Genomic DNA, 25,860 nt, shown 5'->3' on the forward strand with positions numbered 1-25,860 from the left:
ACGTTTTACAAAAATCAAATGAATTCGTGTCATTTGTATACAAAATACCAATTTCGAACCATAATAAGCACCCTGAAGAGCATGCGCAAGCCTTTTACGTGCGTGATAAGGTTTGACCGCCGACACAGACGGAACATAATGCTCAAAGGCACGATCACCCATCAAGGAGAAGACACATGGAGTTCAAAAAATCGCCACGGCCCGTTCCTACGTTCAAGAAAGCCGGCCGGGGCATCGCCGCCTGCCTGCTGGCAGCCGGGCTGCTGAGCACCAGCACGCTGGCGCTGGCCGACAAGAAGTCCGATACCCTGCGCATGGCCTACGACCAGGCGCCCGAAAGCGTGGACCCGTACTTCAACAACGTCCGCATCGGCGTGATCATCGCCGCCAACGTCTGGGACACCCTGCTCTATCGCGACCCGCTCACCAACGAATACGTCGGCCAGCTGGCCAAGAGCTGGAAGCAGATCGACGACCGCACGCTGGAACTCGAACTGCGCGAAGGCGTGAAATTCCATAACGGCGAAGAATTCGACGCCGACTCCGTGGTCTATACGCTCACCTACGTATCGGATCCCGCCAACAAGGCGACCACGCAGCAGAACGTGCGCTGGATCGACAAGGTCGAGAAGCTCGGCAAGTACAAGGTGCGCATCATCAGCAAGGAGCCCTTCCCCGGCGCCAAGGAATACCTGTCGACCACGGTCGCCATCCACCCCGCCAAGTACTACAAGGAAGTCGGCCCTCAGGGCATGAACGCCAAGCCGGTCGGCACGGGGCCCTACAAGGTTGCGGAATACGTGCCCGGCAAATCGATCACGCTGGAACGCAACGCCGACTACTTCAAGGATTCGCCCAAGCGCCAGCCCACCATAGGCAAGGTGCAGATCCGCTTCATCCCCGACCGCCAGACCCAGATGGCCGAAGTCATTTCCGGCGGCCAGGACTTCATCATGCACGTGCCCAAGGACCAGGCCGAGCAGCTCAAGTCCATGCCCAATCTGCAAGTCGTCAGCGGCAACACCATGCGCATCGTCTTCATGCAGATGAACATTCTCGACGGCACCCCGGCGCCCCAGCTGAAGGACGTGCGCGTGCGCAAGGCGATCAACCACGCCATCGACCGCAACGCCATCATCAAGAACATCGTGGGGGAAGGCTCGGAAATCCTGAACACCATCTGCACGCCCTCGCAGGTGGGCTGCACCGATGAAGGCGCGACCGTGTACGAATACGATCCCGCCAAGGCCAAGAAGCTGCTCGCCGAGGCCGGCTACCCGAACGGTTTCGACATCGACCTAGTCGCCTACCGCGAACGCAACCAGACCGAGGCCATCATCAATTATCTCCAGGCGGTCGGCATCAAGCCCAAGCTGAACTTCCTGCAGTACGCCGCCATGCGCGACATGATCCGCGCCAACAAGGCCTCCCTGACCCACCAGACCTGGGGCTCCAACCTGGTGAACGACGTCTCGGCCTCCACGCCGGTGTATTTCTCCTTCGGCAACGACGACATCACCCGCGACCCCGAAGTCCGCGACCTGCTCGACAAGGGCGACCGCACCATCGACGAAGCCCAGCGCAAGGAAGCCTACAAGAAGGCCCTGGGCCTGATCGCGGAACGCGCCTACGCCGTGCCGCTGTGGTCGCTGCCGGTGTATTACGTGGCAAGCAAGGAAGTATCGTTCAAGCCGTACCCGGACGAACTGGTCCGCTTCTGGGAAATGGGCTGGAAGTAAGCCTGCGCAGGGCGCGCGGCGGGCCGGCCCCCGCCGCGGCTCCGCTGCGGCGCAGCCGTTTTTTTCCAGTGAACCATAGAGGCACGCTCAATGCTGATGTACATGCTGAAGCGCATTGGTCTGGCTCTGTTGGTGGCGCTTACCGTCTCCATCATTGCTTACTTATTGCTGCACCTGTCGGGTGATCCCGCCATTGCCCTGGCGGGCGAAGGCGCCCGCCAGGCCGACATAGAAATGATACGCAAGGCCTACGGCCTGGACCGCCCCATCGCCGTCCAGTACGCCGATTGGCTGTGGAACCTGCTGAACGGGAATTTCGGCACCTCGGTGTATTTCAAGACCGACGTGGGCGCGCTGATACTCGACAAGATCGGCACCACGCTGATGCTGGGCGTCTGTGCCCTGGGCGTCGCGCTGGCCGTGTCCATTCCGCTGGGCGTGCTTGCCGCCATCTACAAGAACAGCTGGATCGACCGCCTTTGCCTGGCCATCGCCGTGCTGGGCCAGGCCTTGCCCAATTTCTTTTTCGCCCTGCTGCTCATCATGCTGCTGTCCATATCGTGGCGGCTCCTGCCCGTGTCGGGCAGCGGCACCTGGCAGCATCTCGTCATGCCCTCCATCGCCCTGGGCTATTACGTCGCCCCGGCCTTCATGCGCCTGATCCGCGCCGGCATGATCGAAGTGCTCGGCGCCGACTACATACGCACCGCCCGGGCGAAGGGCCTGCCGGTGCGCAGCGTGGTGTTCAAGCATGCGCTGCGCAACGCCATCGTCCCCGTGGTGGCGCTGGCCGCCGTCCAGCTGGGCTATCTGCTGGGCGGCTCCGTCGTCATCGAGACCATTTTCGCGCTGGACGGCCTGGGCTATCTCGCCTATCAAAGCATCACCTTCAAGGACTACCCCGTCATGCAGACCATCGTGCTGCTGCTGTCCGTCATCTACGTGCTGCTGACGCTGGCCTCCGACATAGCCAATGCCTGGCTGGACCCCCGCATACGAGTATCCTGACCTATGGCCATACCCACCACTCTTCCGTCTCCCGCCGCCGGCGCCGGCCAGCGGCGCTCCGTGTGGCGGCGCCTCGGGCAGAACCGGGCCCTGGCGTTCGGCGGCGGCCTGCTGCTGCTGATCGTGCTGATCGCGCTGCTGGCGCCCTGGATCTCCCCGCACGATCCCTATACGCAAAACCTGGCCAACCGCACGATCCCGCCGGTCTGGTACGAAAAAGGCTCCTGGCTGCATCCCCTGGGCACCGACCAGCTGGGGCGCGACTACCTGTCGCGCCTGTTCTACGGCGCGCGCATCTCGCTGCTGATCGGCGTCAGCGTGGCGCTCATCTCGGGCCTCATCGGCACCACCATGGGCCTGCTCGCCGGCTACTTCGGCGGCAAGACCGACATGTTCGTCTCCTTCCTGGTCACCACGCGCCTGTCCATGCCCGTCATCCTGGTGGCGCTGGCCACGGTGGCCATCGTGGGCGGCTCGCTGACCGTCGTGATCCTGGTGCTGGGCCTGCTGAAATGGGACCGCTTCGCCGTCGTCATGCGCAGCGCGACCCAGCAGGTGCGCTCGCTGGAATACATCGCCGCCGCGCAGTCGGCCGGCGCGTCCACGCTGCGCATCGTCCTGACCGAAGTGCTGCCCAACGTCGTGCCCCACTTGATCGTGATCGCCACCCTCGAAGCGGCCAGCGCCATCCTGCTCGAAGCGGCGCTGTCCTTCCTGGGGCTGGGCGTCCAGCCGCCCCTGCCGTCCTGGGGCCTGATGATTTCCGAAGCCAAGGCCTACATGTTCTTTTCCTTCTGGCTGATCGCGATTCCCGGCACGGCGCTCGCGCTGCTGATCTTCGCCATCAATCTCGCGGGCGATGGCCTGCACCAGTTGCTGACGCCGGACGAGAGGGCATGACCATGAACCAACAAGACGCCGTCCTCGACGTGCAGGGGCTGAATGTCGACATCGACACCCCGCGCGGGGTGCTGCACGCGGTGCGCAACGTGTCCTTCCAAGTCAGGCGGGGCGAGACGCTCTGCCTGGTGGGGGAATCCGGTTGCGGCAAATCCATGACCTCGCTGTCGCTGATGGGCCTGCTGCCGCGCCAGGCCAGGCGCAGCAGCAGGAAGCTCAGCTTCATGGGCGAAGACCTCAGCACCGCGAAGAAGGGGCGCATCAACGCCCTGCGCGGCGACAAGATGGCCATGATCTTCCAGGAGCCCATGACCGCCCTGAACCCGGCCTACACGATAGGCGAGCAGCTCACCGAGCACTACATCCACCACCGCCGGGCCTCGGCCGCGCAGGCGCGGGCGCGCGCCATCGAGCTGCTCGACAAGGTCGGGATCGCGTCGGCCGGGCAAAGGCTGGGGCAATACCCCCACCAGCTGTCGGGCGGGCTGCGCCAGCGCGTCATGATCGCCATGGCGCTGATGTGCGGGCCGGAGCTCCTGATCGCCGACGAGCCCAGCACGGCGCTGGACGTCACCATCCAGGCCCAGATCCTGCGGCTGCTTGCCGACCTGCAGCAGGAACTCGGCATCGCGATGGTGCTGATCACCCACGACCTCGGGGTGGTCGCCCGCATCGCCGACCGGGTCGCCATCATGTATGCGGGCGAAATCATGGAAGAAGGCCCCGTCGAGCACATCTTCGCGCGACCCCGGCATCCTTATACGCAAGGGCTGCTCAGCTGCATACCCGTGCCGGGCCACACGCCCCACGGCGGCAAGCTGGGCACCATACCGGGCGTCGTCCCGTCGCTCATCGGCGACCTGCAGGGCTGCGCCTTCCGCGAGCGCTGCGCCTACGCCGAACCCTCCTGCGCGCGCACGGTGCCCATACACGGCACCGCCGAAGGGCAAAGCTGGCGGTGCATCCGGAACGGAGCGGAGGTGACGGCATGAGCGCACTGATCGAAGCACGGCAGCTGTACCGCTCCTTCACCGTGAACGCCGGCATGTTCAAGGCCAAGCAGACGCTGCACGCCGTGAACGGGGTCGACCTGAGCGTGCAGCGCGGCGACGTCCTGGGCATCGTGGGCGAATCGGGCTGCGGCAAGTCCACCCTGGCGCGCATGCTGCTCGGCCTGACGCCGCCCAGCTCGGGCAGCATCGCCATAGAAGGCCGCGACATCTCCAGCATCAGCCGGCTCGAGCTCGCGCGGCGCGTGCAGCCCATCTTCCAGGACCCGTACTCCTCGCTCAACCCGCGCCGCAGCATCGCTTCCATCGTGAGCTTCCCGCTGGACGTCCACCGCATCGGCACGGCGGCGGAACGGCGCCGCAAGGCCTGTGAGATGCTGGAGCGGGTGGGCCTGCCGCTGCGCTATGCGGACAACACGCCCGGGCAGCTGTCGGGCGGTCAGCGGCAGCGCGTCGCCATCGCGCGCGCCCTGGTCATGCAGCCGGAAATCGTGGTCTGCGACGAGCCCACGTCCGCGCTCGACGTGTCCGTGCAGGCCCAGATCCTGAACCTGCTGATGGACTTGCGGCAGGAATTCAACCTGACCTACATCTTCATCAGCCACAACCTGGCGGTGGTCGATCACATCGCCAGCCACGTCGCCGTCATGTACCTGGGACGCGTGGTGGAATTCAAGGAAGCCGCCGACCTCTTCGGGCGCCCGGAGCATCCTTACACGCGCGCCCTGCTCGATTCGGTGCTGACGCCCGAGACCGGGCTGGGCATACCCGATACGGGACTGGGGCTGTCCTTTCCCGATCCGATCAATCCGCCGCCGGGCTGCGCCTTTCATCCACGCTGCCCCCAGCGCCTGCCCCAGTGCTCCAGCCTGCGCCCGGAACTGGACGGCACCGGACTCGGCCAGGTGGCCTGCCATCTATATTCATCCAAAGCAGAAGAAGGACTTGTTTCATGACTCGCGACCAAGCCATCGCCCACGCACACGAGTGTTTCGACTCCGGCCGATTCAAGCAGACGCTTGCAAGGCGGATATCCATGCCAACGGAAAGCCAGAATCCGGAACGGGCGTCCGTGCTGGCCGGCTATCTGCAGGACGAGATCCGCCCCGCCTTCGAAGCCATGGGCTTCAGCTGCCGGACGTTGACCCATCCCAAGGCGCAGGCGCCCTTTCTCTTCGCCCAGCGGATCGAAGACCCATCCCTGCCCACCGTCCTGGGCTACGGCCACGGCGACGTCATCCGCGGCCTGGAAAGCGAATGGAAGCCCGGCGTGGGCCCCTGGTCGCTGACCGAGTCCGGGGGCTGCTGGTACGGGCGCGGCATCGCCGACAACAAAGGCCAGCATTCCGTCAACATGGACGCCATGCGCGCCGTGCTCGAAACGCGCGGACGCCTGGGCTTCAATGCCAAGTATCTGGTCGAGATGGGCGAGGAAACCGGTTCCTCGGGCCTGCGCGAGCTGTGCGACGAACACCGCGACCTGTTCAAGGCCGACCTGCTCATCGCCTCGGACGGCCCACGGCTCCGGGCCGAGCGCCCCACCGTGTTCCTGGGTTCGCGCGGCAGCGTGAACTTCGACCTCGTCATCCAGGCGCGCGACGGCGGCCATCATTCCGGCAACTGGGGCGGCCTGATCTCCAATCCCGGCATACAGCTCGCCCATGCGATCTCCAGCATCGTGTCCGCCACCGGCCAGATCCGCATCCATGAATGGGTGCCCAGGGAATTGCCCGATTCCGTGCGGCGGGCGCTGGCCGACTGTGAAGTCGACGGCGGCGCCGACGGCCCGGTCGTCGAGCCCTGGTGGGGCGAGCCGGGCCTGACTCCCGCCGAGCGGGTGTTCGGCTGGTGCTCTTTCGAGGTCCTGGCCTACAAGACCGGCAACCCCGAGACACCCGTGAACGCCATCCCCCCGCGCGCCTGGGCGCGCTGCCAGCTGCGCTTCGTGGTGGGCATCGACCCGGAAGAAATCCTGCCCGCCCTGCGCCGCCACCTGGACCGCCACGGCTTCCCCATGGTCCAGATCCAGAGCACGCGGGAAACCATGTTCCAAGCGACCCGCATCGACCCGGACGACAGCTGGGTGCAATGGGCGGTGGCATCGATTGCGCGCAGCACGGGCAAGAAACCGGCGGTGCTGCCCAACCTGGGCGGCTCATTGCCCAACGACATCTTCACCGACGTGCTCGGGCTGCGCACGATCTGGGTGCCTCATTCCTATCCGGGGTGCTCGCAGCACGCGCCGAACGAGCACCTGCCGCCCTCCATCCTGCGCGAAGGGCTGGGCTTGATGGCCGGCCTGTACTGGGACCTGGGCGACGGCAACACGCCGGCTTGACGCGGGCGCGGCAGGATGTTGCTGAAAGGTAATAATCCTGCCCAATTCCGAGTGGCCGCCGGCCACGGCGGCCTTCGGGTTACCTGCCGTTTCGGGCGGTCAATACTTCCCACAGAATAGGCTTGTGGTCCTCCGGGATGTTGGCATCATGGACTTTCACCCATGGCAACAGACAGGAGATTGCATGCACAAGCGTATCATCACCAGCGTCACCACCGTGCTCACCGGCGCCGCCCTGGCCTTCGGCGGCGCCGCCCTCGCGCAGCAGCCGGCCGCCGGGGCGCCGGCCGCCGGAGCGCCGCCGGTTCCGGCGGCCGCGGGGATGAATGTACCCACGCCCGATTACTCGGATGCGCAACTGAAGCGCTTCGTGAGCGCCACGCAGAAAGTGGCGTTGATTTCGCAGGAATACACGCCCAAGCTGGAAGCCACGCGCGACGAATCGGCCCGCAAGACGGTGTTCGAGGAAGCCGACGGGAAAATGGTCAAGGCGGTGCACGACGAAGGCATGACGGTGGACCAGTTCAATGGCATCAACCAGGCGGTGCAGCGCGACCCCGAGCTGGCGCGCCGCGTCCGGGACCTTGCGGGCTAGGGTCCGTCAGCGCTGACGGGCCCGGGGCGGACCGGTCAAGCGGACGGCACCGCCCCCAGACGCAGCCCGGCGGGCGGGCGTTCGTCGTCTTCATCTTCCCCAGCGCCGGCCCCGCGGGCCGCGGCCGCAGATGACAGGTAGCTTGCCTCGGCCTGCATCTCCACCACCACGCCCGAACCCGGAGCCAGCCGGAACACCGCCACGGCCTCCGTCAGCCTGGTGGCCTGATCCTGCAGCGAACCCGCCGCGGCGGCGGCCTGTTCGACCAGGGCGGCGTTCTGCTGAGTGACCTCGTCCATTTGCGACACCGCGAGATTGATCTGGTCGATGCCGGTGGACTGCTCGTCGGACGCGGCCGAGATTTCCTTGATGATCTCGGTCACGCGCCCCACCGAGGCGAGGAGCTCCTGCATCGTGCTTCCCGCGCCTTCCACCTGCTTCGCCCCGTTCGTCACTTCGGCGATCGAGCTTTCGATGAGGTTCTTGATTTCCTTGGCGGCCTCGGCGCTGCGCTGGGCCAGGGAGCGGACCTCGGACGCCACCACGGCGAAGCCGCGGCCCTGTTCGCCCGCGCGCGCCGCCTCGACCGCGGCATTGAGCGCCAGGATGTTGGTCTGGAAGGCGATGCTGTCGATCACGCCGACGATCTCGCCTATCTTGCCCGAGCTGTCGGAAATGCGATGCATGGTGTCGACGACCCGGGAGACGACTTCCTCGCCGCGGTGGGCCACGTCGGAAGCGTCGACCGCCAGGGTGTTGGCCTGCCGCGCGTGGTCGGAGTTCTGCTTCACGGTCGCGGCCAGCTGCTCCATGCTGGCCGCCGTTTCTTGCAGCGACGCCGCCTGTTCTTCGGTGCGGCTGGAAAGATCGGTGTTGCCCGCCGCGATTTCGCTGGCGCCTATGCTGATTTCTTCGACGCTGGCGCGCACCGCGGCGATGGTGCGCGCAAGGCTTTGCTGCGTGCGCTTGGCGTTGCCCAGCAGCACGTGGACCTCGTTGCGGCTGTGGGACGGGACGTCGGGCACGCGGGCGGTCAGGTCGCCCTGGCCGAGCTTGTCCATGACGTCCATGACCTGGCGGACCGGCCGCAAGGTGCGGGCCGCCAGCCAGCCCACCAGCAGCGAAATGAGCAGCGTGCCGGCCAGCATCAGCGCCGCCTGCTGCGTCAGCTGCCGCATGCTGGCCTGCAGGAACTCGGATTTTTCGCCCACGCCGTAGACGACCCAGTCCCAGCCGTCCACGGATTCCCAGGCGATGAACTGGTCGACCGGTTCAGAGCCGTTGCTGAGGCTGACTTCCGCCACGCCGCGCGGCTGGGAAATGAGCTCCGGCAGTTTGGCCACGGCCTCGCCCGGGACGTCGCCCGCCTGGGCGTCGGCCAGCGGCACCAGCTTGCCGTCGCCCGTCTTTTGCAGGATGCCGAGCCGGCCGAATTCGGCCACGTTGACGGAGCGCACCCACATCAACAGCTGCTGGACCTGGACGTCGATGGGAACGCGCACCGAGAGGCCGCCGAAAACCTGGCCGGCATCATCGTAGAGCGGTTCGATGCTCATGGTGTACCAGCGGCCGTTGCGCTGCACGATCCCCGTGTAGGGGTTGCCGGCGTCGAGCGAGCGCGCCAGGATGTCGTGCTTGTTGACCGCGCTGCCGGTCATGAACCGCCCCTCGTTGTCTTGCAGCAGCGTGGCGGCACGCAGCCATTGGTCGTCCTTGCGCACGAGCACGGCCGCATCCGCGCCGGTGTTTTCGCGGACCCTGTTCAGCAGGTCGACGTCGCCGTTCAGGATGTGATCGCCGACGACCAGCAGCGGAATCTGCGTGCCGTCGTCGAGTTCGACCATGGTGCCGTCCCGCTGCGGCGCTCCGCCCAATTCGCGCTTCAGCACGGGAAGGATGTCCGTCCCTTGCCGGCTGGCGCTGGAAAACAGCATCGACAACGATTGTTCGACGGACTGCAATGACGCGGCCATTTCCCGCTGCACCGCTTCGACCGCTTGCTGCCGGCTCTGCACGGCGCCCACGATGCTGATCGTCACCATGACCGCCACCGCGACCAGCGTCGTGACCCAGAACAGCTTTATGGCCAGCGAACGCCGGCCCATCCACCCGATCGACATCGCGGGGCTTTTGCCCCCTGCATGTGTTGTCCCCATCACGGTTTTCCTTGTAAGAAAATGCTTATGGCTTTGCCATAATTTACGGACTATGATGCATTGACTTTACGGTTTTGCCGCTAGGGGATTTCCTGGGGTTACGTCTTCGGCCCTTCTACAACGCGAACAGCATGACGCGCTGCACGAGCTCCTGCACCGTCATCATTTCGCCGTTCAAGGTCACTTTGTGGTCCCGATACAGCACCGATCCTGCCGCGACGTCGCCGTCCAGCTTCACCAGGCCGGCTTGCTGAAGCTGGCCGACGTACTGGTCGTAGAGCTCGCTGCCCATCATTTCCATCTGCAGGCGGTCGTCGGTGCCTTCCCCCGCCTGCCCGAAAGCCTGCACGAACATGGCCTTGGAAAGCTTCAGGTCCAGGCCCGCGAGCTGGATGATTTCCGACAGCAGGGTCTCGACGTCCTGCGTCTTGGGGTCGCTGGGCGCGGCCAGGTCCAGCTGGACGCGCAGCGAACTTTCGCCTTTCTCGTTCTTCCAGACGATGGGATCGATGACGATGGACGGCTTGGGAACCAGCAGCGCCATGGCCCGGTCGCGCAGCAGGGCTTCCTCTTCTTCCGTCATGCTGAACTGGTCGGTTCCGTATTTGGCCTGTATGGCGTCGTATTCGGCGGCCAGCGCGGTGAAGGCGGATGCGTCCAGGCGAAGGATCTTGCCGCCCGCGGTGAAGCTGCCCAGCTCGATGGCGCCGGCCGCCACCCGCCCGAAGTCGTAGCGGATGGCGCCGTCCATCATGTTCCCGACCTGGGTCGCGTCCATGGTGATCGCGACCTTGCCGAGCTTCAAGGGCTCGGCGGCGTGCTCGTCGACGATGACTTCCGCCGCCGTCAGGCTGTTTTGCTGGCGCACCGAGTCGTCGGCCCGCGTGGCGTTCTGGGTTTCGATGCGCACGTCGCGCAGCGACAGGCTGTCGTCGCCGGCGCTGTCGGAGAAGTCCAGGGCGTCGAAGCCGCCGCGCGCGGAGACGTCTTTGAAGTCATTACCGAAGAGCATGGAGACGGCGCCGCCGCTGAAGGAAAGCTTGCGGCCGCCCTCCGAGAGCTCGGTGGGCAGGAATGTCCATTCAGCGCTGCCCTTGCCGCCGAACTCGATGCGAGTCCGCACCTGGATGGGCGAGGCGCCCTTCTGGCTGTCCATCCAGGCCTGCACCGTGCGCGTGGGCAGCAGTTCGCTGCGGCTCAGCGCAAGCACGGGGAGCAGCTGGCCTTCGCGCAGGGCTTCCCAGGGCAAGGGACCGTGCAGCACGCGGTCTTTCAGCATCAGGTCATACGGCTTGCCGGCCGCGTCCTTGATGCGGAAGGTGTAGACGATGTCGGAAGAGAACAGGCCGCGCTCGTATTTGTTGATTTCGATATTGAGGCTGTCCCGGGCCATGTTCGGCCCCAGCAGCTTGGCCATGCGCTCGTTGGACTGCGCCACCAGGCGTTCGACCGTGGCCTGCACTTCTTTCCCTACATACCATGTGGACCCCACATAAGCCGCCCCCAGGACGATCACCGTCGCAGCCAGCAACTTGCCTTTGTTCATTTAGCCCTCTTTTTGCGATCAACAAATCGATTCATTTAACCACGAATGCGGACCCCGTTGCGCCCGGGAACGATGCTGCCCTACCATGTACGGCACACCCCCTGACAACGACGACCCTGGACGAGACGCCGACATGACCGACACGCTGGATTTTTATTTCGATTTTTCATCGCCCTACGGGTATTTCGCCAGCACGGCCATCGAGCAGCTGGCCGCCGACATACGAAGAACGGTGCGCTGGCGGCCGATACTGCTGGGCCCCATGTTCAAGGCCATGGGCTCGGGCCCGCTAGTGGAAATCCCCCTGAAGGGCGCTTATGCCCGCCACGACATCGCGCGCAGCGCCCGCCTGTTCGGCATTCCCTATCGTGAGCCGGCCGTGTTTCCCATCGCCGCGGTGGCGGCCTCGCGCGCCGCGCTGCTGTTGCAGGAAGACGACCCGCAACAGGCGGCCGAATTCATCAAGCGAGTGTACCGGGCGTACTTCGCCGAGGGGCGGGACATCACCGACATGGACGTCCTGGTGGCGGCGGCGGACCAGGCGGGCGCGGACGGAAGCCGGCTGCCGGCGGGCGTCGCCACGGATCGCATCAAGAGCCGGCTGAAGGAAGAGGTGGACGCCGCCATGGCGCGCGGCGTGTTCGGTTCGCCCTACATGATCGTGGACGGCGAGCCGTTCTGGGGCTTCGACCGGTTCGAGCACATACGGAAGTGGGCGGCCTCGGCGAGCTAATAGCCGTGCCGCCCGCCTTACAGCGTTAGCAGGCTCTAGGGCCTGTTGACGCTAAAAGGTAGGCGTCACTGGCCCTAGGCTTCGGCGTCGGGCTGCCGCGACGGCGCCGCCCTCTGGAAGGCCTCGAGTTCGGCGCAGGCGGCGTCGATGCGGACGATCGTCGGGAAGGCGCTTTCATCGCAATTGAAGCGCCGCGCATTGAACAACTGCGGCACCAGGCAGGCATCGGCCATGCCCGGCTGGTCGCCATGGCAGAAACGCCCCGTCTGGTCGCTGCGCGCCAGCATCGCCTCGACCGCCGTCAGCCCCGTTTGTATCCAGTGGCGATACCAGGCGTTCTTCGCTTCTTCGTCGACGCCCAGCGTGTGCTTCAGGTATTTCAAGACGCGCAGGTTGTTCAAAGGATGGACATCGCAAGCGATGGTCTGGGCGATGGCGCGCACGCGCGCGCGGCCTTGCGCGTCGGCCGGCAGCAGGGCGGGTTCCGGGCGGGTTTCCTCCAGGTACTCCAGTATGGCCATGGACTGGCCCACCGCCAGGTCGCCGTCGACCAGCGTCGGCACCAGTTCGGTCGGGTTCAGGGCTTGATAGCTCTCGGAATGCTGCTGCCCGCCGTCCTTGAGCAGATGCACCGAAACGCTTTCGTAGGCGATGTTCTTGAGGCTCAGCGCGATGCGCACCCGATACGCGGCGGAGCTGCGAAAATAACCGTACAGTTTCATGGGGTTTCCTTGATTTTCCGGGAGAGCTCCCTGGGCAGCGGGAACGATACGTTTTCGGGCGCGCCGTCCAGCGTGCGCACCGACGCCGCGCCGAGTTCTTTCAGGCGGGCGATCACCCGCTGGACCAGGACTTCGGGCGCCGACGCCCCCGCCGTCACCCCGACGCGCTTGGCCTCGGCCAGCCAGGCGGGGTCTATCATGCCCGGGTCGTCGATGAGATAGGCCGCGGCCCCCTTGCGTTCCGCGACCTCCCGGAGGCGGTTGGAATTCGAGCTGTTGGGGCTGCCCACCACCAGCACCAGGTCGCAGGCGGGCGCCATGATCTTGACGGCGTCCTGGCGATTCTGCGTGGCATAGCAGATGTCGCTTTTCTTGGGCTCGACGATGTCCGGAAAACGCGCGCGCAGGGCGGCCGCCACGATGGCGGCATCGTCGACGGACAGCGTCGTCTGGGTGACGAAGGCGAGATTCCCCGGGTCCTTGACCTTCAGGGCGGCCACGTCGTCCGGTGTTTCGACCAGGTACATGCCTTCGTCGGCCTGCCCCAGGGTGCCTTCGACCTCGGGATGGCCTTTGTGGCCGATCATGATGATTTCACGGCCCGCCTGCCGCATGCGGGCGACCTCGATGTGGACCTTGGTGACCAGCGGGCAGGTGGCGTCGAACACCTTCAGGCCCATGCGCTCGGCTTCGTCGCGCACTTCGCGCGAAACGCCGTGGGCGGAGAACACCACGATGGCTCCGGCCGGCACTTCGTGCAGCTCGTCGATGAAGATGGCGCCCTTGTTGCGCAGGTCTTGGACCACATAGCGGTTGTGCACGATTTCGTGGCGCACGTAAATGGGCGCGCCATGCAGTTCGAGCGCGCGCTCGACGATGTCGATGGCGCGGTCCACCCCGGCGCAGAAGCCCCTGGGCTGGGCAAGGACGACTTCGATTTCCGGCGCCGCGTTGCTGTCCGGCATTACAGGACCCCCAAGAGATGAATGTCGATGCGCAGATCCGCGCCCGCCAGCGGATGGTTGAAGTCGAACAGGGCCAGGTCGCCTTCGACCTGCTTCAGCACCCCCGAATAGCGGCTGCCGTTGGGCGCCGGGAATTCCACCATGTCGCCGGGTTCGAATTCCATGCCGGGCTCGGCGTGGGCTTCCAGCACGGAACGCTTGACCCACTGGACCAGATCGGAATTGCGGTCGCCATAGGCCTGCGCCGCCGGGAGCTCGAAGGAAAAGCGCGCGCCCTCTTGCCGGTCCAGCAGGGCCGCTTCCATGCCGGGCGCCCACTGGCCCGCCCCCATTTGCAGGGTGGCCGGCTTGCCGTCGAAGGTGTTGGCGAACGTGGAGCCCGCCGCCGGACCGGTGAGCAGATCGATGCGGTAATGCAGGGTCAGGTACGAATCAGGGCGGACAAAAGCTTTCACTGGTTCAGAGGTAGAAGTCAAAATCTGTCACCGTAGAGGATCGTTAGCGTTCCCCTATTTTAGAGCACATCAGGGGCCGGACCCATCCCGGGCCCGGCTCCGCCGCGAGCCCGACATGACACTTCAAATTCTGCACGACAAAGCCGAGCGCCCCCGAGAGCGCCTGCTCGCCCACGGCGCCCACGTCCTGACCTCGGCCGAACTGCTTGCCATCATCCTGCGCACCGGCTTCAAAGGCTGCGACGCGGTCAGCCTGGGGCATCGCCTCATCCGGCAATTCAACGGCCTGCGCGGCCTGCTTTCCGCCGATGCGCGCACGCTCATGTCCCTGGAAGGCCTGGGCGCGGCCAAGGCCTGCGAACTGCTCGCCATCAATGAACTGAGCCGGCGCGCCCTGGAAGAAGACCTGAAAGAGGGCCTGGCGCTGAACCAGCCGCAGCGGGTCAAGCACTACTGCGCCGCCAAGCTGGGCCACCTGGCGGTCGAACACTGCCTGGCGCTGTACCTCGACAGCCAGCTGCGGCTCATCACCAGCGAAGAAGTGTCGCGCGGCACCTTGAACCATGCTTCCGTCTATCCGCGGGAAATCATCAAGGCGGCGCTGAAACACCATGCGGCGGCCCTGATCCTGGCGCACAACCACCCGTCCGGCGTGGCCGAGCCCAGCGCAGCCGACCTGGCCCTGACCCGGCACCTGAAGAACGCGCTGTCGCTGGTCGACGTTCGCCTGGTGGACCATCTGATCGTGGCCGGTTCCAGCGCGGTCTCGCTGGCGGAACGGGGGCAGTTGTGACGCGGCCCTTCGGTTCCCGCGGCGGCCCGCCTGGCGGGCCGGGCGGGTCAATTCGTTTGCAGCTTCGCCACTTTGACGACTTCCTCCCATTGCCGCACTTCTTCCCGCATGGTCTGACGGGCCTGCTCCGGGTCCAGATCATAGGGGCTCAAGCCGGCGGCGGCGAACTTCTCCTTCACCTCGGGGTCGGCCAGCACGGCGGCCAAAGCCTGCCGCCATTTCTGCCTGGCGTCCGCCGGCGTGTCGGCGGGGATCAGCAGCGCGAACCAATAGCTCACGTCGAACCCCTGCACGCCGCTCTCGCGGAAAGTCGGCAGGTCGGGAAAACGCGCATCGCGCTGATCGCCCGTCTGGGCCAGGGCGACGATGCGCCCGCCTTTCAGATGGGGCGCGGCCGATGCCGGGTTGGTGAACACCAGGTCGATGTGCCCCGCCAGCAGGTCGTTCAGGGCCAGCGACGCGCCTTTGTAGGGAACGACCGACAGCTGGATGCCGGATTTCAGCTGGAAGTACTCCGTGATCAGATGGCTGGGCGAGCCATGCCCCGTGCCTATCGTGATCGTTCCCGGGCGGCTTTTGGCCCGCTCGATCAGGTCTTGAACGCTCTTGATGCCGGCGCCGCTGTTGGCGAAGAGCATGACCGACGCCCTGCCCACGAATCCCACGACGGAGAAATCGTCCACCGAATCGTAGGAAAGATTCTTGTACAGGGCGGGCGCCGTGGTCTGCGCGTTGTCGGCCAGGAGCGCCACGTAGCCGTTCTGCCCCTTCCGGGCCGCAAGCCCCGTCCCGATCGTCGCCCCCGCTCCCGCCCGGTTCTCGACCACCACCGGCTGGCCGAACTTTTCGCCGAGCTTCTGGGCCAGCAAGCGCGCCACGAAATCGGAGGACCCGCCCGCCGCGTAAGGAACGATCATATTGATGGGCTGCGAGGGAAACGTCTGGCCGTGGCCGGGCGCCAACGCCGCAAAAAACAACGCCATGCCCGCCAGCACCCCCGCCCATTGACCTTTTCGCTTGAACATTCTTGTATCCTTCCATTGGCAAAGTTGAAGATTCCTATAGCCTTGTCAGGATATAGGCGCCCAACGGCGGCGACCATCGACTAATTCGGCACACAGCTATGACTGCATCGAATACCAGCATTCTTTCCAGGATTCCTTCCCTGCGCTCGCTCCTGGTTTTCAACGCCGCGGCGCGGCACCTGAACCAGGTCAGGGCCGCCGAAGAGCTCTGCCTCACCCAAAGCGCGCTGAGCCGGCAGCTGAAAAGCCTGGAAGAACACCTGGGCGTGCAGCTGTTCGAGCGCGGCCCCCGCGGCCTGCGCTTCACGCAGGAAGGCGAACTCCTCTACGACTTCACCTCGCGCGCTTTTTCCTTGATGGGCGAAGGGGTCAGCCGGCTGGGCCTCTCCACCGAGCGGCACACGCTGGTGGTCTCGGTCGCGCGCAGCTTCGCCCAGCGGGTGCTGGCGCCCCGGCTCGGGGAATTCGTGGCCGCCCATCCCCAAATCGACTTGCACATAGACATCCACCGGTATTACGCCGACCTGGAATCCTCCGGCGCGGACATCTCCATCCGCCTGGGCGGGGGCGACTGGGACGACTACCATTCCGTCAAGATCACCGACGACGCGCTCGTCCCCGTCTGTGCGCCGCAGGTCGCCGAGCGGATGAAAGGCCGCGCGGACATACCGGACGACATCGTCGTGCTGCGCAATCGCGAGCGCGAATACCTGGACGCCTGGATGCTGCATCCGCGCGTGCGGCGCATTCCCGTCGAAGGGCGCATGTCCTTGAGCTTCAATGATTCGGCCACCCTGATCGCGGCGCTCGAGGGCGGGATCGGCATCGCCGTCAGCCGTTCTTCGCTGGTCGCCGACGCCCTGGACGCCGGCCTGCTGGTGCGTCCCTTCGAAGGCGAAGTCAAGGACGGGCTGGACTACTACGCCGTCAGCTCCCCGCGCTCCAGGCGAAACGCGGTGGTCATGCTGTTCATGCAATGGCTGGACGCCAGGTTCGCATCCGGTTTTTCGGCGGACACGGTCCGCAGGACCGCGCCGCGGTGAACCAAGCGGCGGCCGCTCTCACGCCGCCCGCGTTTTTTCGCGCCGCAGGAAGTCCTTGCACAAGGCCAGGACGCGGTCTATGTCTTCCATGCCGTTGTATACGTGCATGGAGAACCTGAGCATGTCCCTGCGCACGGAAAGCTTCACGCCCTGTTCGAGCAGATGCCGATGCAGGCGGCGCAGGGTGTCGGCGCTGCCGGGGGAAGCCGCGCCCGCCTCGTAATGCCCCACGGAAATGGTCTGCGCGATATGCGGGCCGGGCGCGCCGCCGCAAACCGGCAGTCCCAGCTCGATCAAGCCCCTGCCCAGGGCGTGGGCCAGCGCGGTCACGTGCTCCTCTATTCTTTTCGTGCCGATGGACGCGATCAGGGCCAGCGACGCCTCGGCGGCGCAAACGCCGGCGAAGTTGTAGTTGCCCAGGTCGAACCGGCGCGCGCCCGGCAGGAAAGAGAACTCCGTGCCGCCGAAATCGGACTCGTGCGCGTCCGCCTTGGAAATGTCTATGCCGAAACGCGCGACGTAGGCGGGGTCCAGCTGCTCGGCGACCGCGCGGCGCACGTACAAGAAGCCCATGCCGTACATAGCCATGAGGCCTTTCTGCGTGGACACGGCCAAGGCATCGATGCACATCGCCTCGACGTCGGTATGCAATACGCCCACCGACTGCGCGCCGTCGACCAGGAACAAGGCGCCGCGCGCCCGGCAGGCGCGCCCCAGGCGTTCGACGTCGGTGCGGAAACCCGGAATGAAAGACACGCTCGACACCGTGAGCAGGCGCGTGCGCTCGTCCATCGCGGCGATCAGCTCGTCTATCGGCATCGCGCCGTCGCGGGGCTTGACCAAGCGCACTTCCACGCCCCGGCGCCGCAGGTTCAGCCATAGGTAGATGTTGTTGGGATGCTCCAGTTCGGGGCAAAGCACCACGTTGTCGCCGCTTTGCCAGTCGATGCCGGCGCAGACGATGTTCAATCCCTCGGAAGTGTTCTTGGTGTAGGCCACCTCGTCGGGCTGGGCGTTGATCAGCGCGGCGTAGCGGTTGCGCACGGCTTCGGCTTGCCGGAACCATGCGTCTTTATCGACCCGCCCTTGGACGCAATCGTCGAGATGACGCGTGACGGCCGCCAGGACATCGGTGGAAAGCGGGGCCCGGCCTCCGAGATCGAGGTAGGTGCAGGCTTTCATCACGGGAAATTTTTGCCGGATTTCAGCGGTTTCGACTTGAGTCAGTGTTTTCATGGAAAATTGGATAGAAGATTGTCAATGCCCGGACGGCCTGGAAAATGATATGAGGGAGGCCGGCGGCGGACAATTGAGAAGGCTTCCACTGGCTATGAGCGAAACGCATACCTGCGTGGACGAGGCAGGCGCCATGCGGGGATCCGGCCCGCAAAAGCCACTGACATTTTTCGCCCGGATAGTATAAGCTTCAAGCAAACTGGAGTACCGCCATGCAAGAGCTATGGGACATATCCCCGCCGGTGTCGGCCGCGTCGCCGGTGTTCCCGGGGGACACGCCTTACCGCCAGGTCTGGAACGCTGAAATCGGCCCGCAATGCCCGGTCAACGTCAGCGCCATCACCCTGTCGCCCCATATCGGCGCGCACGCCGACGCGCCCCTGCACTACAGCGCCCAGGGCGCAAGCGCCGGCCGGATGGCGCTCGCGCCCTTTCTGGGGCCGTGCCGCGTGATACACGTGATGCACGGCGGGCCGCTGATACGCATCCAGGACCTGGAGCCCTTCCTGGCGCATGCGCCGCCCCGCATACTGGTGCGGACCGCCCGGCGGGCGCAGACCGAGGCCTGGGACCCCGAGTTCACCGCCTATGCGCCCGACGCCGTCGAGCACCTGGCGCGGCGCGGGGTGAGGCTGATCGGGCTGGACACGCCCAGCATAGATCCCGCCGACAGCAAGACCCTGCCCAGCCACCACGCCATCCTGAAGCACGACATGCGGGTCCTCGAGAACCTGGTGCTGGACGACGTCCAGGCCGGCGACTACGAACTGATCGCGCTGCCGCTGGCGCTGGTGGACGCGGACGCCAGCCCGGTGCGCGCGGTATTGCGCAGCCTGCCGCCCGCCCTCCTTCCGACCGACATGAGCACGACACCATGAACCAGCCGCCCACCGACGCCCCGCAGGGCGAATCCATCGTCCGCGAAGAAAAAGCCCAGCTCGATTTCTCCGAGGACATGAGCTATGGCGATTACCTGCACCTGGACCAGGTGCTGGATGCCCAGAAGCCGCTATCGCCCGAGCACAACGAGATGCTGTTCATCATCCAGCACCAGACCAGCGAGCTCTGGATGAAGCTGATGCTGCACGAATTGCGCGCCGCCATGGGCAACCTGGCGGCGGACCGCCTGCAGCCCTGTCTCAAGATGCTGGCGCGCGTCAGCAAGATCATGGAGCAGCTGGTCCACGCCTGGGACGTCCTGGCCACCATGACGCCCCCGGAGTATTCGGCGCTGCGCCCCTACCTGGCGCATTCCAGCGGCTTCCAGAGCTTCCAGTATCGCCAGATCGAATTCTCGCTCGGCAACAAGAATGCGGCCATGCTCAAGCCGCACGCCCACAACCCCGCCCGCCTGGCCCAGGTGCGGCAGGCGTATGAATCCCCTTCGCTCTATGATGAGTCCCTGCGGGCGCTGCACCGGCAGGGGTTCGCGATCCCGGCCGAATGGCTGGACCGCGACTGGACCCAGCCGTACGCGGCCAACCCCGGGGTGCAAGAGGCCTGGCTGCAGGTCTATCGCAATCCCGAGCGTTACTGGGACCTGTACCAGTTGGGCGAAAAGCTCACCGACCTGGAGGACGCCTTCCGCCTGTGGCGGTTCCGGCACGTCACGACCGTGGAACGCATCATCGGGTTCAAGCGCGGCACGGGCGGCACGTCCGGGGTGGCTTACTTGCGCAAGATGCTCGATATCGTGCTGTTCCCCGAACTCTGGAGCTTGCGCACGGACCTCTAGCACGCTAAAATCATCGGCTACCTCAGGATACGTGGCAGACGCGACAGCGGATCAACGTAGAAACGGATCAACGTAGAAACGGATCAACGTAGAAACGGATCAACGTAAAAACGGATCAACGTGGCAACGGATCATAGAAACGGATCAGATGCGCGACTGCCGGCGACCCGACTTTTCAATTACAGGATTTAATCATGAAAGAAGGCATCCACCCCGAATACCGCGAAGTGGTGTTCCTGGATCAGCAAACCGGCACGAAATTCATTTCGCGCTCCACGCTCCACAGCCGCGAAACCATCGAACTTGACGGCAAGACCTACCCCTTGTTCAAGTGCGACGTGACCTCGGAATCGCACCCCTTCTACACCGGCGCGCAAACCCGCATCGTCGAGACCGGCCGCGTCGAGAAATTCCGCGCCCGTTTCGCGCGCACCGCCGGCACCACACGCAAGGCATCGTAAGCTCGCGCTTACTCCAGCGGCACGAAAGGCAGCCTTTTGGCTGCCTTTTTAATTTAAGATAGCCCTGTCTCGATTCCCATGGCGCATTCCGTGTCTTCCAGCGACTCCTTATCCACGCCGGCGCGCCTGACGGCCACAGCCACCGTGAAGCTGCCGCGGCTCTTACTGGTTTCAGTCGGGCTGGTGTACATACTGGCCGGCCTGTTCTTCCGGGATCCCTGGAAAACCGATGACGTGGTCGGCCTGGCCACCATGCTCACGGCCCTGCGCGACGGCGGCAGCGCCATGCTGCTGCCCCAGATCGGCGTGCTGGCCCATGCCCAGGACGGCCCGCTCATCACCTGGGTCGGGGCCTTCTTCATCTGGGCGTTCGCGCCTTTCATCGAATTCTTCACCAATCGTCCCGACGCGGCCATCATTGCTTCCCGCCTGCCCAATTTCCTGTGGTTCGGGATACTGACGGCGTCGATCTGGTACGGCACCTACCTGCTGGGGCGCCGCCCGGAACCGCAGCCGCTGGCCCTGCCCTTCGGCGGCGAGCCCACCGTGCGCGATTACGGCCGCATGATCGCCGACGCCGCCCTGATGCTGATCGTCGCGACCGTCGGCATCGTCTGGCGCATGCACGAAACCTCCGAAGTGCCGGCCCTGATCGCCTTCCAGGCGCTGGCCTTCTATTCGGTGGCGCGCATGCTGGACCATCCCGCCTCGGGCTCCATCACCCTGGGTTTCGCGCTGGGGGCGGCCTTCCTGACGCGCGGCTGGATCGGCGCCCTGCCCATCATGCTGGCGATTCCCTGCATCTTCCTGCCGCGCAACTGCCTGTGGCGCCAGAAGCACTGGCTGGCCCTCAGCGCGGCCATCTGCGCCGCGCTGATCCTGGCCTGGTGGATACCCGCCAGGCTGGCGAACGGATACTGGATACAAAGCTGGGTGCTCTGGAATACGTCCTCCTTCGGCTGGCCGCAGTACCGGGAAGTGCTCAGCACGCTGCGCGATCTGCCCTGGTTCCTGTGGCCCACCTGGCCGCTCGCCCTACTGGCCGTATGGCGCTGGCGCGCCTGGCTCACGGCGCCGCACATCTGGATTCCGCTGATGCTGGCGGCATGGCCGCTGATCATCATGCTGTTCCTGGCCGATGCCTTCGAACCCGAATACAGTCTCATGGCCGTGCCCGCCGCGGTGCTGGCCGCGTTCTCGCTGCCCACCCTGCGCCGGGGCGTGGTGAACTCGCTGGACTGGTTCGCCGTCATGTGTTTTTCGCTGACGACGGCAACGGTGTGGCTGGGCTGGATCGCGCTGCAAACGGGCTGGCCCGAACAGATTTCCCACAACATCGCCCGCCAGACGCGCGGCTACGACGTGTTCATCTCCTGGCCGGCGGCCTTCATCGCGGCGCTCGGCACCCTGGCCTGGGTCGCCCTGGTGCGCTGGCGCCTGCATTCCAAGCCGGCCGGCCTCTGGCGCGGCACCGTGCTTTCCGCCGGCGGTCTGATCGTCACCTGGCTGCTGCTGGTCACGCTGTGGATGCCGGCGCTGGACTACGTGCGCAGCTATCGCGGCGTCTCGGCCCAGCTCGCGGCGGCGCTGGACGCGCACCGGAAGCCCGGCGAATGCGTGCGCGCGCTGGCCGTGGGCACCGGCCAGCGCGCGTCCTTCCTGGTGTTCAACGACATCGACTTCAGCTATGAGTCCAACTGCACGCTGGTCGTGCAGCAGACCACCGCGCACAACATCGCCACCGGCGCGGCCGCCTACTCGGACTCGGCGACCGTCCTGTGGGAAGGCAGGCGCGGCGCGGACCGGCACGAGGTCTTCCGCCTGCTGCGCCTCGGCAACCCATGACGCCCGCCCGCAGCGCAAGACCGACGCCCGGGCGCTACATCAAGGACATCCTCGGCCAGGCCTGGCCGGTGCTGGTCAGTTCCTGGGCAAGCGTGATCTTCGGCGTGATCGACACGGCGATGGCGGGCCACGCCAGCGCGGCCGACCTGCAGGCCATGGCCCTGGGCGCTTCCATATACATCACGGTCTTCGTCGGGCTGATGGGCGTGGTGCACGCGCTCATTCCCATCATCGCGCAGCATTTCGGGGCCGGCCGCCACCGCGAGGTGGGCGAGGCCTGGGGCCAGGGGGTGTGGCTGTCGATGGGCCTGTCCCTGGTCGGCGCCGCCGCCATGCTGTTCCCGGACGTCTGGCTGCGATTCTCCGGCGACGTGGCGCCCGAAGTGCGGTCGGGCGTCACCTGGTATTTGCGCGCCCTGATCATGGCGCTGCCCGCCACCCTCGCTTTTCGCTGCATCTACGCAATGGGCACAGCCGTGTCGCGGCCCAAGACGGTGATGGTCATCAATCTGGGCAGCGTCGCGTTCAAGATTCTCTTCAACTGGATATTCATCTTCGGCAAGCTGGGCATGCCGGCCCTGGGCGCCGCCGGAGCCGGCCTGTCCACCGCCATCGTCGGCTGGCTGAGCCTGGCCGCCGGCCTGTGGGCGATTTCCCGCGACTCTTACTTCCAGCGCTTCAGGCCGCGCCTGGGGCGTTTCCAATGGACGCGGCAGAAAGAGCTGCTCCTGCTGGGCATCCCCATGGGCGGCTCTTATCTCATCGAAGTCTGCGCCTTCACTTTCATGGCGCTGCTGGTGGCGCGGGAAGGGATGTACGTGAACGGCGGCCACCAGATCATGGCCAGCCTGGCGGCGCTGTGCTACATGGTGCCCATGGCGGTGGGCATCGCGTCGTCCTCGCTGACGGCCCAGGCGATAGGCGCGCGCGACATGCGCCGCGCGCGCAACATGGGGCGCGCGGGCATCGGCATCGTGGCGGCCGGCGCCCTGGTCACGGCAAGCGTGCTGATCGTCGCGCGCCGGCCGATTCTGGGGTTCTACACCGATGACGTCCAGGTGGCGCTGGTCGCGGCGGCGCTGATGCAGATTCTGCCCTGGTTCCATCTGGGCGATGCGATGCAGTGCATCATTTCTTATCTGCTGCGGGCATACAAGGTGGCGGTGGTGCCGCTGATCCTGCAGGTGGTGGCGTTATCCGGGCTGGGGCTGGTGGGCGGATGGTGGCTGGGGTTCGGCCCGGCGGCGGGGGCGCTCGCGCCGGTGGTCCATGCGGTGGCGCCGGGCGCTCCGATCGGCGCCGGAACCATGTGGCTGATGGCGATCCTGGGCCTGAGCCTGTCTTCGATCCTGCTTTTCGGCTGGTATGGCCATGTGGTGCGCACGAAAATGGGCGGCAGGCGCGGACGGGCGCTGCGCGGCGGGCGGAGCCCGTCGGGGGCCTGAGCGCGCCCCGGGGCACTCACGCCGCATCCCGGCTCGCGGACTCGCCGCCCGCCTCGTCTTCGCGCCCCTCCACCACCGGCGTGACGAGCTCCACCACCTTGCGGCGCGACAGCATGCCCAGGAACTCATCGTCCTCGCCCGTTACCGCAAGAGGCGCCGTACTGCGCAGCAGCCGCCCCAGGACCTCGTCCAGCCCGGCATCCGCCGGCACCGACGCCACGCTCTCCGCATAAGCCGCGACATCCCGGGCCCCGTCCCGCAACGCCCGTTCGGCCGCCGCGCGGGTGAGTATCCCGGCAAGCCGCTTGCCGTCCAGAACCGGCGTGTACTCGTACGCCATGCCCGCCATGCGCTCCAGCGCATGAGCCGGGCGGCTGCGCATCGTCAGCGTCAAGGACGGCGTGTTGCAGGCATGGGCCGCGTTCAACACCTTGCCGCGGTTCACGTCCTGCAGGAAGGATTGCACGTAATCGTTGGCCGGGGCCAGCAGAATGTCTTCCGGCGTTCCTTCCTGGACCAGCACCCCGTCCTTCAGAATGGCGATCCGGTTGCCCAGGCGCAGCGCTTCATCCAGATCGTGGGTGATGAAGACGATGGTCTTGTTCAGCCGCGCCTGCAGCGCCAGCAACTGGTCCTGCATTTCGCGGCGTATGAGCGGATCCAGCGCCGAGAACGCCTCGTCCATGAGCAGGATCTCGGCGTCCGTGGCCAGGGCCCTGGCCAGGCCCACCCGCTGCTGCATGCCGCCGGACAGCTCATGGGGGTATTTTTCCTCGAAGCCCGACAGCCCCACCTGTTCCAGCCAATGCCGGGCGCGTTGCCGGCGCTCGCTCCTGGGCAGGCCCTGCACCTTCAGGCCATAGGCGGCGTTCTCGATCACCGTTCGATGCGGAAACAGGCCGAAGCGCTGGAACACCATGCTCATCTTCTTCTGCCGGAAGCGCTCGAGCTCGGACCGGCCCAGGCTCACGACGTCCACGCCGTCGACCAGAATGCTGCCCGCGCTGGGTTCGATCAGGCGGTTGAAGTGGCGGATCAGCGTGGATTTGCCGGAGCCCGAAAGCCCCATGATCACGTATATGCTGCCTTCGTCTATGCTGAGGCTGATGTCGCGCAGGCCCAGGACGTGGCCGCTGCGCGCGAGCAGTTCGTCCTTGCCCACGCCGCGGCGCGCCGCGTCCAGCCAGCGCTCCGGATGCGAGCCGAATATCTTGTAGACGTTCTTGACCTCGATCTTGCTCATGCCGCGCTCCTTGACTGTTGACGGCGGCCGAACTCCTGCGTGATCCGGTCGAAAATGATGGCGATGATGACGATGCCCAGTCCGGCCAGCACGCCGCGGCCCACCTGCAGCCGGTTGATGCCCTGCAGGACTTCGTAGCCCAGCCCCCTGACGCCTATCATGGACGCGATGACCACCATGGCCAGCGCCATCATGGTGGTCTGGTTGATGCCGGCCATGATGTTGGGCATGGCCAGCGGCAGCTGCACGCCGAACAATTGCTTGACCCGGTTGGCGCCGAAGGCGCGCGAGGCTTCCAGCACTTCGCTGTCGACCAGCCTGATGCCCAGGTCCGTCAGGCGTATGACCGGCGGCACCGCGTAGATGATGGTGGCGATGATGGCGGCGATCTTGCCCAGGTTGAACAGCATGACCACGGGAATCAGGTAGACGAAGCTGGGCATCGTCTGCATGACGTCGAGTACCGGCAGCATGATGGAGCGCAGCCATTTGAAGCTGGCCATCAGTATGCCGGTCGGTATGCCGATCGCCACGGAAATGGCCACCGCCACGATCATGAGGGACAGGGTCTGCATGGCCGCATCCCACAATCCGATGAAGCCGACGGCGCACAGCAAGGCGCCGATGACGATGGAAAAGCCGATGCGCCGGCTGGCGAGCCAGGCCAGCAGCGCCACCGCGGACACGATCGCCCACCAGGGGGATTGCCGGAGCAGCTGGTCCATCCATACCAGGACGTCCAGCAGCGGCTGCGTCAGGGCGCGCAGCAGATCGGAATAGTCGGCGACGATGCCGCCGACGAATTCATCGATGGGCGCGCGCAGCGCCCGCGGCGCTATGAACTCTGGAAACATAAAGAATACTCCG

The 25,860-nt window shown here is 65.7% G+C and carries 24 protein-coding genes; 15 read left to right on the forward strand and 9 right to left on the reverse strand.

The window, feature by feature from the left end:
* The first annotated feature begins 176 nt into the window (after nucleotides 1–176).
* The 7 genes from H0A72_RS03555 (at nucleotide 177) to H0A72_RS03585 (ending at nucleotide 7,590) form a co-directional block, all read left to right on the forward strand.
* Complete coding sequence (locus tag H0A72_RS03555; protein WP_180153695.1) at nucleotides 177–1,739, forward strand: ABC transporter substrate-binding protein; 1,563 nt, start codon at nucleotides 177–179, stop codon at nucleotides 1,737–1,739.
* Between the two features lie 90 nt (nucleotides 1,740–1,829).
* Nucleotides 1,830–2,747, forward strand: coding sequence for an ABC transporter permease (locus H0A72_RS03560; RefSeq protein ID WP_180153696.1), 918 nt, complete (start codon nucleotides 1,830–1,832; stop codon nucleotides 2,745–2,747).
* Nucleotides 2,748–2,750: 3 nt separating this feature from the next.
* Nucleotides 2,751–3,647 (forward strand): ABC transporter permease, encoded by an 897-nt coding sequence (locus H0A72_RS03565; RefSeq protein ID WP_180153697.1) that lies wholly within the window; start codon nucleotides 2,751–2,753, stop codon nucleotides 3,645–3,647.
* A 2-nt stretch (nucleotides 3,648–3,649) separates the two neighbouring features.
* Nucleotides 3,650–4,639 carry an ABC transporter ATP-binding protein gene (locus H0A72_RS03570; RefSeq protein WP_180154020.1) on the forward strand — a complete coding sequence of 330 codons (990 nt, stop codon included), beginning with the start codon at nucleotides 3,650–3,652 and terminating at the stop codon, nucleotides 4,637–4,639.
* Complete coding sequence (locus H0A72_RS03575; protein ID WP_180153698.1) at nucleotides 4,636–5,613, forward strand: ABC transporter ATP-binding protein; 978 nt, start codon at nucleotides 4,636–4,638, stop codon at nucleotides 5,611–5,613. The genes H0A72_RS03570 and H0A72_RS03575 overlap by 4 nt, the downstream gene beginning before the upstream one ends.
* Nucleotides 5,610–6,995 carry a M20 family metallopeptidase gene (locus H0A72_RS03580; RefSeq protein ID WP_180153699.1) on the forward strand — a complete coding sequence of 462 codons (1,386 nt, stop codon included), beginning with the start codon at nucleotides 5,610–5,612 and terminating at the stop codon, nucleotides 6,993–6,995. The genes H0A72_RS03575 and H0A72_RS03580 overlap by 4 nt, the downstream gene beginning before the upstream one ends.
* A gap of 184 nt (nucleotides 6,996–7,179) precedes the next feature.
* Nucleotides 7,180–7,590 (forward strand): DUF4168 domain-containing protein, encoded by a 411-nt coding sequence (locus tag H0A72_RS03585; protein ID WP_180153700.1) that lies wholly within the window; start codon nucleotides 7,180–7,182, stop codon nucleotides 7,588–7,590.
* A gap of 35 nt (nucleotides 7,591–7,625) precedes the next feature.
* On the opposite strand, the gene H0A72_RS03590 is transcribed toward H0A72_RS03585, so the two are convergent.
* Together H0A72_RS03590 and H0A72_RS03595 are read right to left on the reverse strand one after the other, a co-directional pair.
* Nucleotides 7,626–9,746: a methyl-accepting chemotaxis protein gene (locus tag H0A72_RS03590; protein ID WP_180153701.1), complete on the reverse strand. Its 2,121-nt coding sequence runs from the start codon at nucleotides 9,744–9,746 to the stop codon at nucleotides 7,626–7,628.
* Between the two features lie 115 nt (nucleotides 9,747–9,861).
* Nucleotides 9,862–11,292 (reverse strand): YdgA family protein, encoded by a 1,431-nt coding sequence (locus H0A72_RS03595; RefSeq protein WP_180153702.1) that lies wholly within the window; start codon nucleotides 11,290–11,292, stop codon nucleotides 9,862–9,864.
* Nucleotides 11,293–11,425: 133 nt separating this feature from the next.
* Here H0A72_RS03595 and H0A72_RS03600 point away from each other — a divergent pair, with 133 nt between their 5' ends.
* A complete protein-coding gene (locus H0A72_RS03600; RefSeq protein ID WP_180153703.1) occupies nucleotides 11,426–12,025 on the forward strand; it encodes a 2-hydroxychromene-2-carboxylate isomerase in 600 nt (199 codons plus the stop codon).
* A gap of 74 nt (nucleotides 12,026–12,099) precedes the next feature.
* Here H0A72_RS03600 and maiA read toward each other — a convergent pair whose 3' ends face one another.
* Genes maiA through H0A72_RS03615 form a run of 3 tightly spaced genes read right to left on the reverse strand, consistent with a single transcriptional unit; the run spans nucleotide 12,100 to nucleotide 14,188 of the window.
* Nucleotides 12,100–12,747, reverse strand: a complete 648-nt coding sequence (maiA, locus tag H0A72_RS03605; protein ID WP_180153704.1) for a maleylacetoacetate isomerase — start codon at nucleotides 12,745–12,747, stop codon at nucleotides 12,100–12,102.
* The gene (gene ispH / locus H0A72_RS03610; protein WP_180153705.1) at nucleotides 12,744–13,712 is read right to left on the reverse strand and encodes a 4-hydroxy-3-methylbut-2-enyl diphosphate reductase; all 969 of its coding nucleotides are present in this window, start codon (nucleotides 13,710–13,712) and stop codon (nucleotides 12,744–12,746) included. The genes maiA and ispH overlap by 4 nt, the downstream gene beginning before the upstream one ends.
* Nucleotides 13,712–14,188, reverse strand: coding sequence for an FKBP-type peptidyl-prolyl cis-trans isomerase (locus H0A72_RS03615; RefSeq protein WP_180153706.1), 477 nt, complete (start codon nucleotides 14,186–14,188; stop codon nucleotides 13,712–13,714). The genes ispH and H0A72_RS03615 overlap by 1 nt, the downstream gene beginning before the upstream one ends.
* A gap of 94 nt (nucleotides 14,189–14,282) precedes the next feature.
* Between H0A72_RS03615 and radC the strand changes: the two genes are divergently transcribed.
* Nucleotides 14,283–14,960: a RadC family protein gene (gene radC, locus H0A72_RS03620; RefSeq protein ID WP_180153707.1), complete on the forward strand. Its 678-nt coding sequence runs from the start codon at nucleotides 14,283–14,285 to the stop codon at nucleotides 14,958–14,960.
* Between the two features lie 47 nt (nucleotides 14,961–15,007).
* On the opposite strand, the gene H0A72_RS03625 is transcribed toward radC, so the two are convergent.
* Entirely contained in the window at nucleotides 15,008–15,985 is a 978-nt protein-coding gene (locus H0A72_RS03625; protein WP_180153708.1) for a Bug family tripartite tricarboxylate transporter substrate binding protein, read from the reverse strand.
* A 98-nt stretch (nucleotides 15,986–16,083) separates the two neighbouring features.
* Here H0A72_RS03625 and H0A72_RS03630 point away from each other — a divergent pair, with 98 nt between their 5' ends.
* Nucleotides 16,084–17,028 carry a LysR substrate-binding domain-containing protein gene (locus H0A72_RS03630; RefSeq protein ID WP_180153709.1) on the forward strand — a complete coding sequence of 315 codons (945 nt, stop codon included), beginning with the start codon at nucleotides 16,084–16,086 and terminating at the stop codon, nucleotides 17,026–17,028.
* Between the two features lie 18 nt (nucleotides 17,029–17,046).
* Here H0A72_RS03630 and H0A72_RS03635 read toward each other — a convergent pair whose 3' ends face one another.
* The gene (locus H0A72_RS03635) at nucleotides 17,047–18,264 is read right to left on the reverse strand and encodes an aminotransferase class V-fold PLP-dependent enzyme (RefSeq protein ID WP_180153710.1); all 1,218 of its coding nucleotides are present in this window, start codon (nucleotides 18,262–18,264) and stop codon (nucleotides 17,047–17,049) included.
* Between the two features lie 212 nt (nucleotides 18,265–18,476).
* On the opposite strand from H0A72_RS03635, the gene kynB reads away from it, so the two are divergent.
* The 5 genes from kynB (at nucleotide 18,477) to H0A72_RS03660 (ending at nucleotide 23,750) form a co-directional block, all read left to right on the forward strand.
* Complete coding sequence (gene kynB / locus H0A72_RS03640; protein WP_180153711.1) at nucleotides 18,477–19,142, forward strand: arylformamidase; 666 nt, start codon at nucleotides 18,477–18,479, stop codon at nucleotides 19,140–19,142.
* Entirely contained in the window at nucleotides 19,139–19,999 is an 861-nt protein-coding gene (gene kynA / locus H0A72_RS03645; protein WP_180153712.1) for a tryptophan 2,3-dioxygenase, read from the forward strand. The genes kynB and kynA overlap by 4 nt, the downstream gene beginning before the upstream one ends.
* A gap of 194 nt (nucleotides 20,000–20,193) precedes the next feature.
* Complete coding sequence (locus H0A72_RS03650) at nucleotides 20,194–20,460, forward strand: type B 50S ribosomal protein L31 (protein ID WP_180067512.1); 267 nt, start codon at nucleotides 20,194–20,196, stop codon at nucleotides 20,458–20,460.
* 78 nt (nucleotides 20,461–20,538) lie between these two features.
* Nucleotides 20,539–22,305, forward strand: a complete 1,767-nt coding sequence (locus tag H0A72_RS03655; protein WP_180153713.1) for an ArnT family glycosyltransferase — start codon at nucleotides 20,539–20,541, stop codon at nucleotides 22,303–22,305.
* Nucleotides 22,302–23,750, forward strand: coding sequence for an MATE family efflux transporter (locus H0A72_RS03660; RefSeq protein WP_180153714.1), 1,449 nt, complete (start codon nucleotides 22,302–22,304; stop codon nucleotides 23,748–23,750). Before H0A72_RS03655 ends, H0A72_RS03660 begins: the two co-directional genes overlap by 4 nt.
* A 16-nt stretch (nucleotides 23,751–23,766) precedes the next feature.
* Here the strand turns inward: H0A72_RS03660 and H0A72_RS03665 are convergent, their stop codons facing one another.
* Together H0A72_RS03665 and H0A72_RS03670 are read right to left on the reverse strand one after the other, a co-directional pair.
* Entirely contained in the window at nucleotides 23,767–24,993 is a 1,227-nt protein-coding gene (locus tag H0A72_RS03665) for a quaternary amine ABC transporter ATP-binding protein (protein WP_180153715.1), read from the reverse strand.
* A complete protein-coding gene (locus tag H0A72_RS03670; protein WP_180153716.1) occupies nucleotides 24,990–25,847 on the reverse strand; it encodes an ABC transporter permease in 858 nt (285 codons plus the stop codon). The genes H0A72_RS03665 and H0A72_RS03670 overlap by 4 nt, the downstream gene beginning before the upstream one ends.
* Nucleotides 25,848–25,860: the final 13 nt, after the last annotated feature.

Origin of the sequence: Parapusillimonas granuli (assembly GCF_013416525.1) — a bacterium.
In the GTDB taxonomy this organism is placed as follows: domain Bacteria; phylum Pseudomonadota; class Gammaproteobacteria; order Burkholderiales; family Burkholderiaceae_B; genus Parapusillimonas; species Parapusillimonas granuli.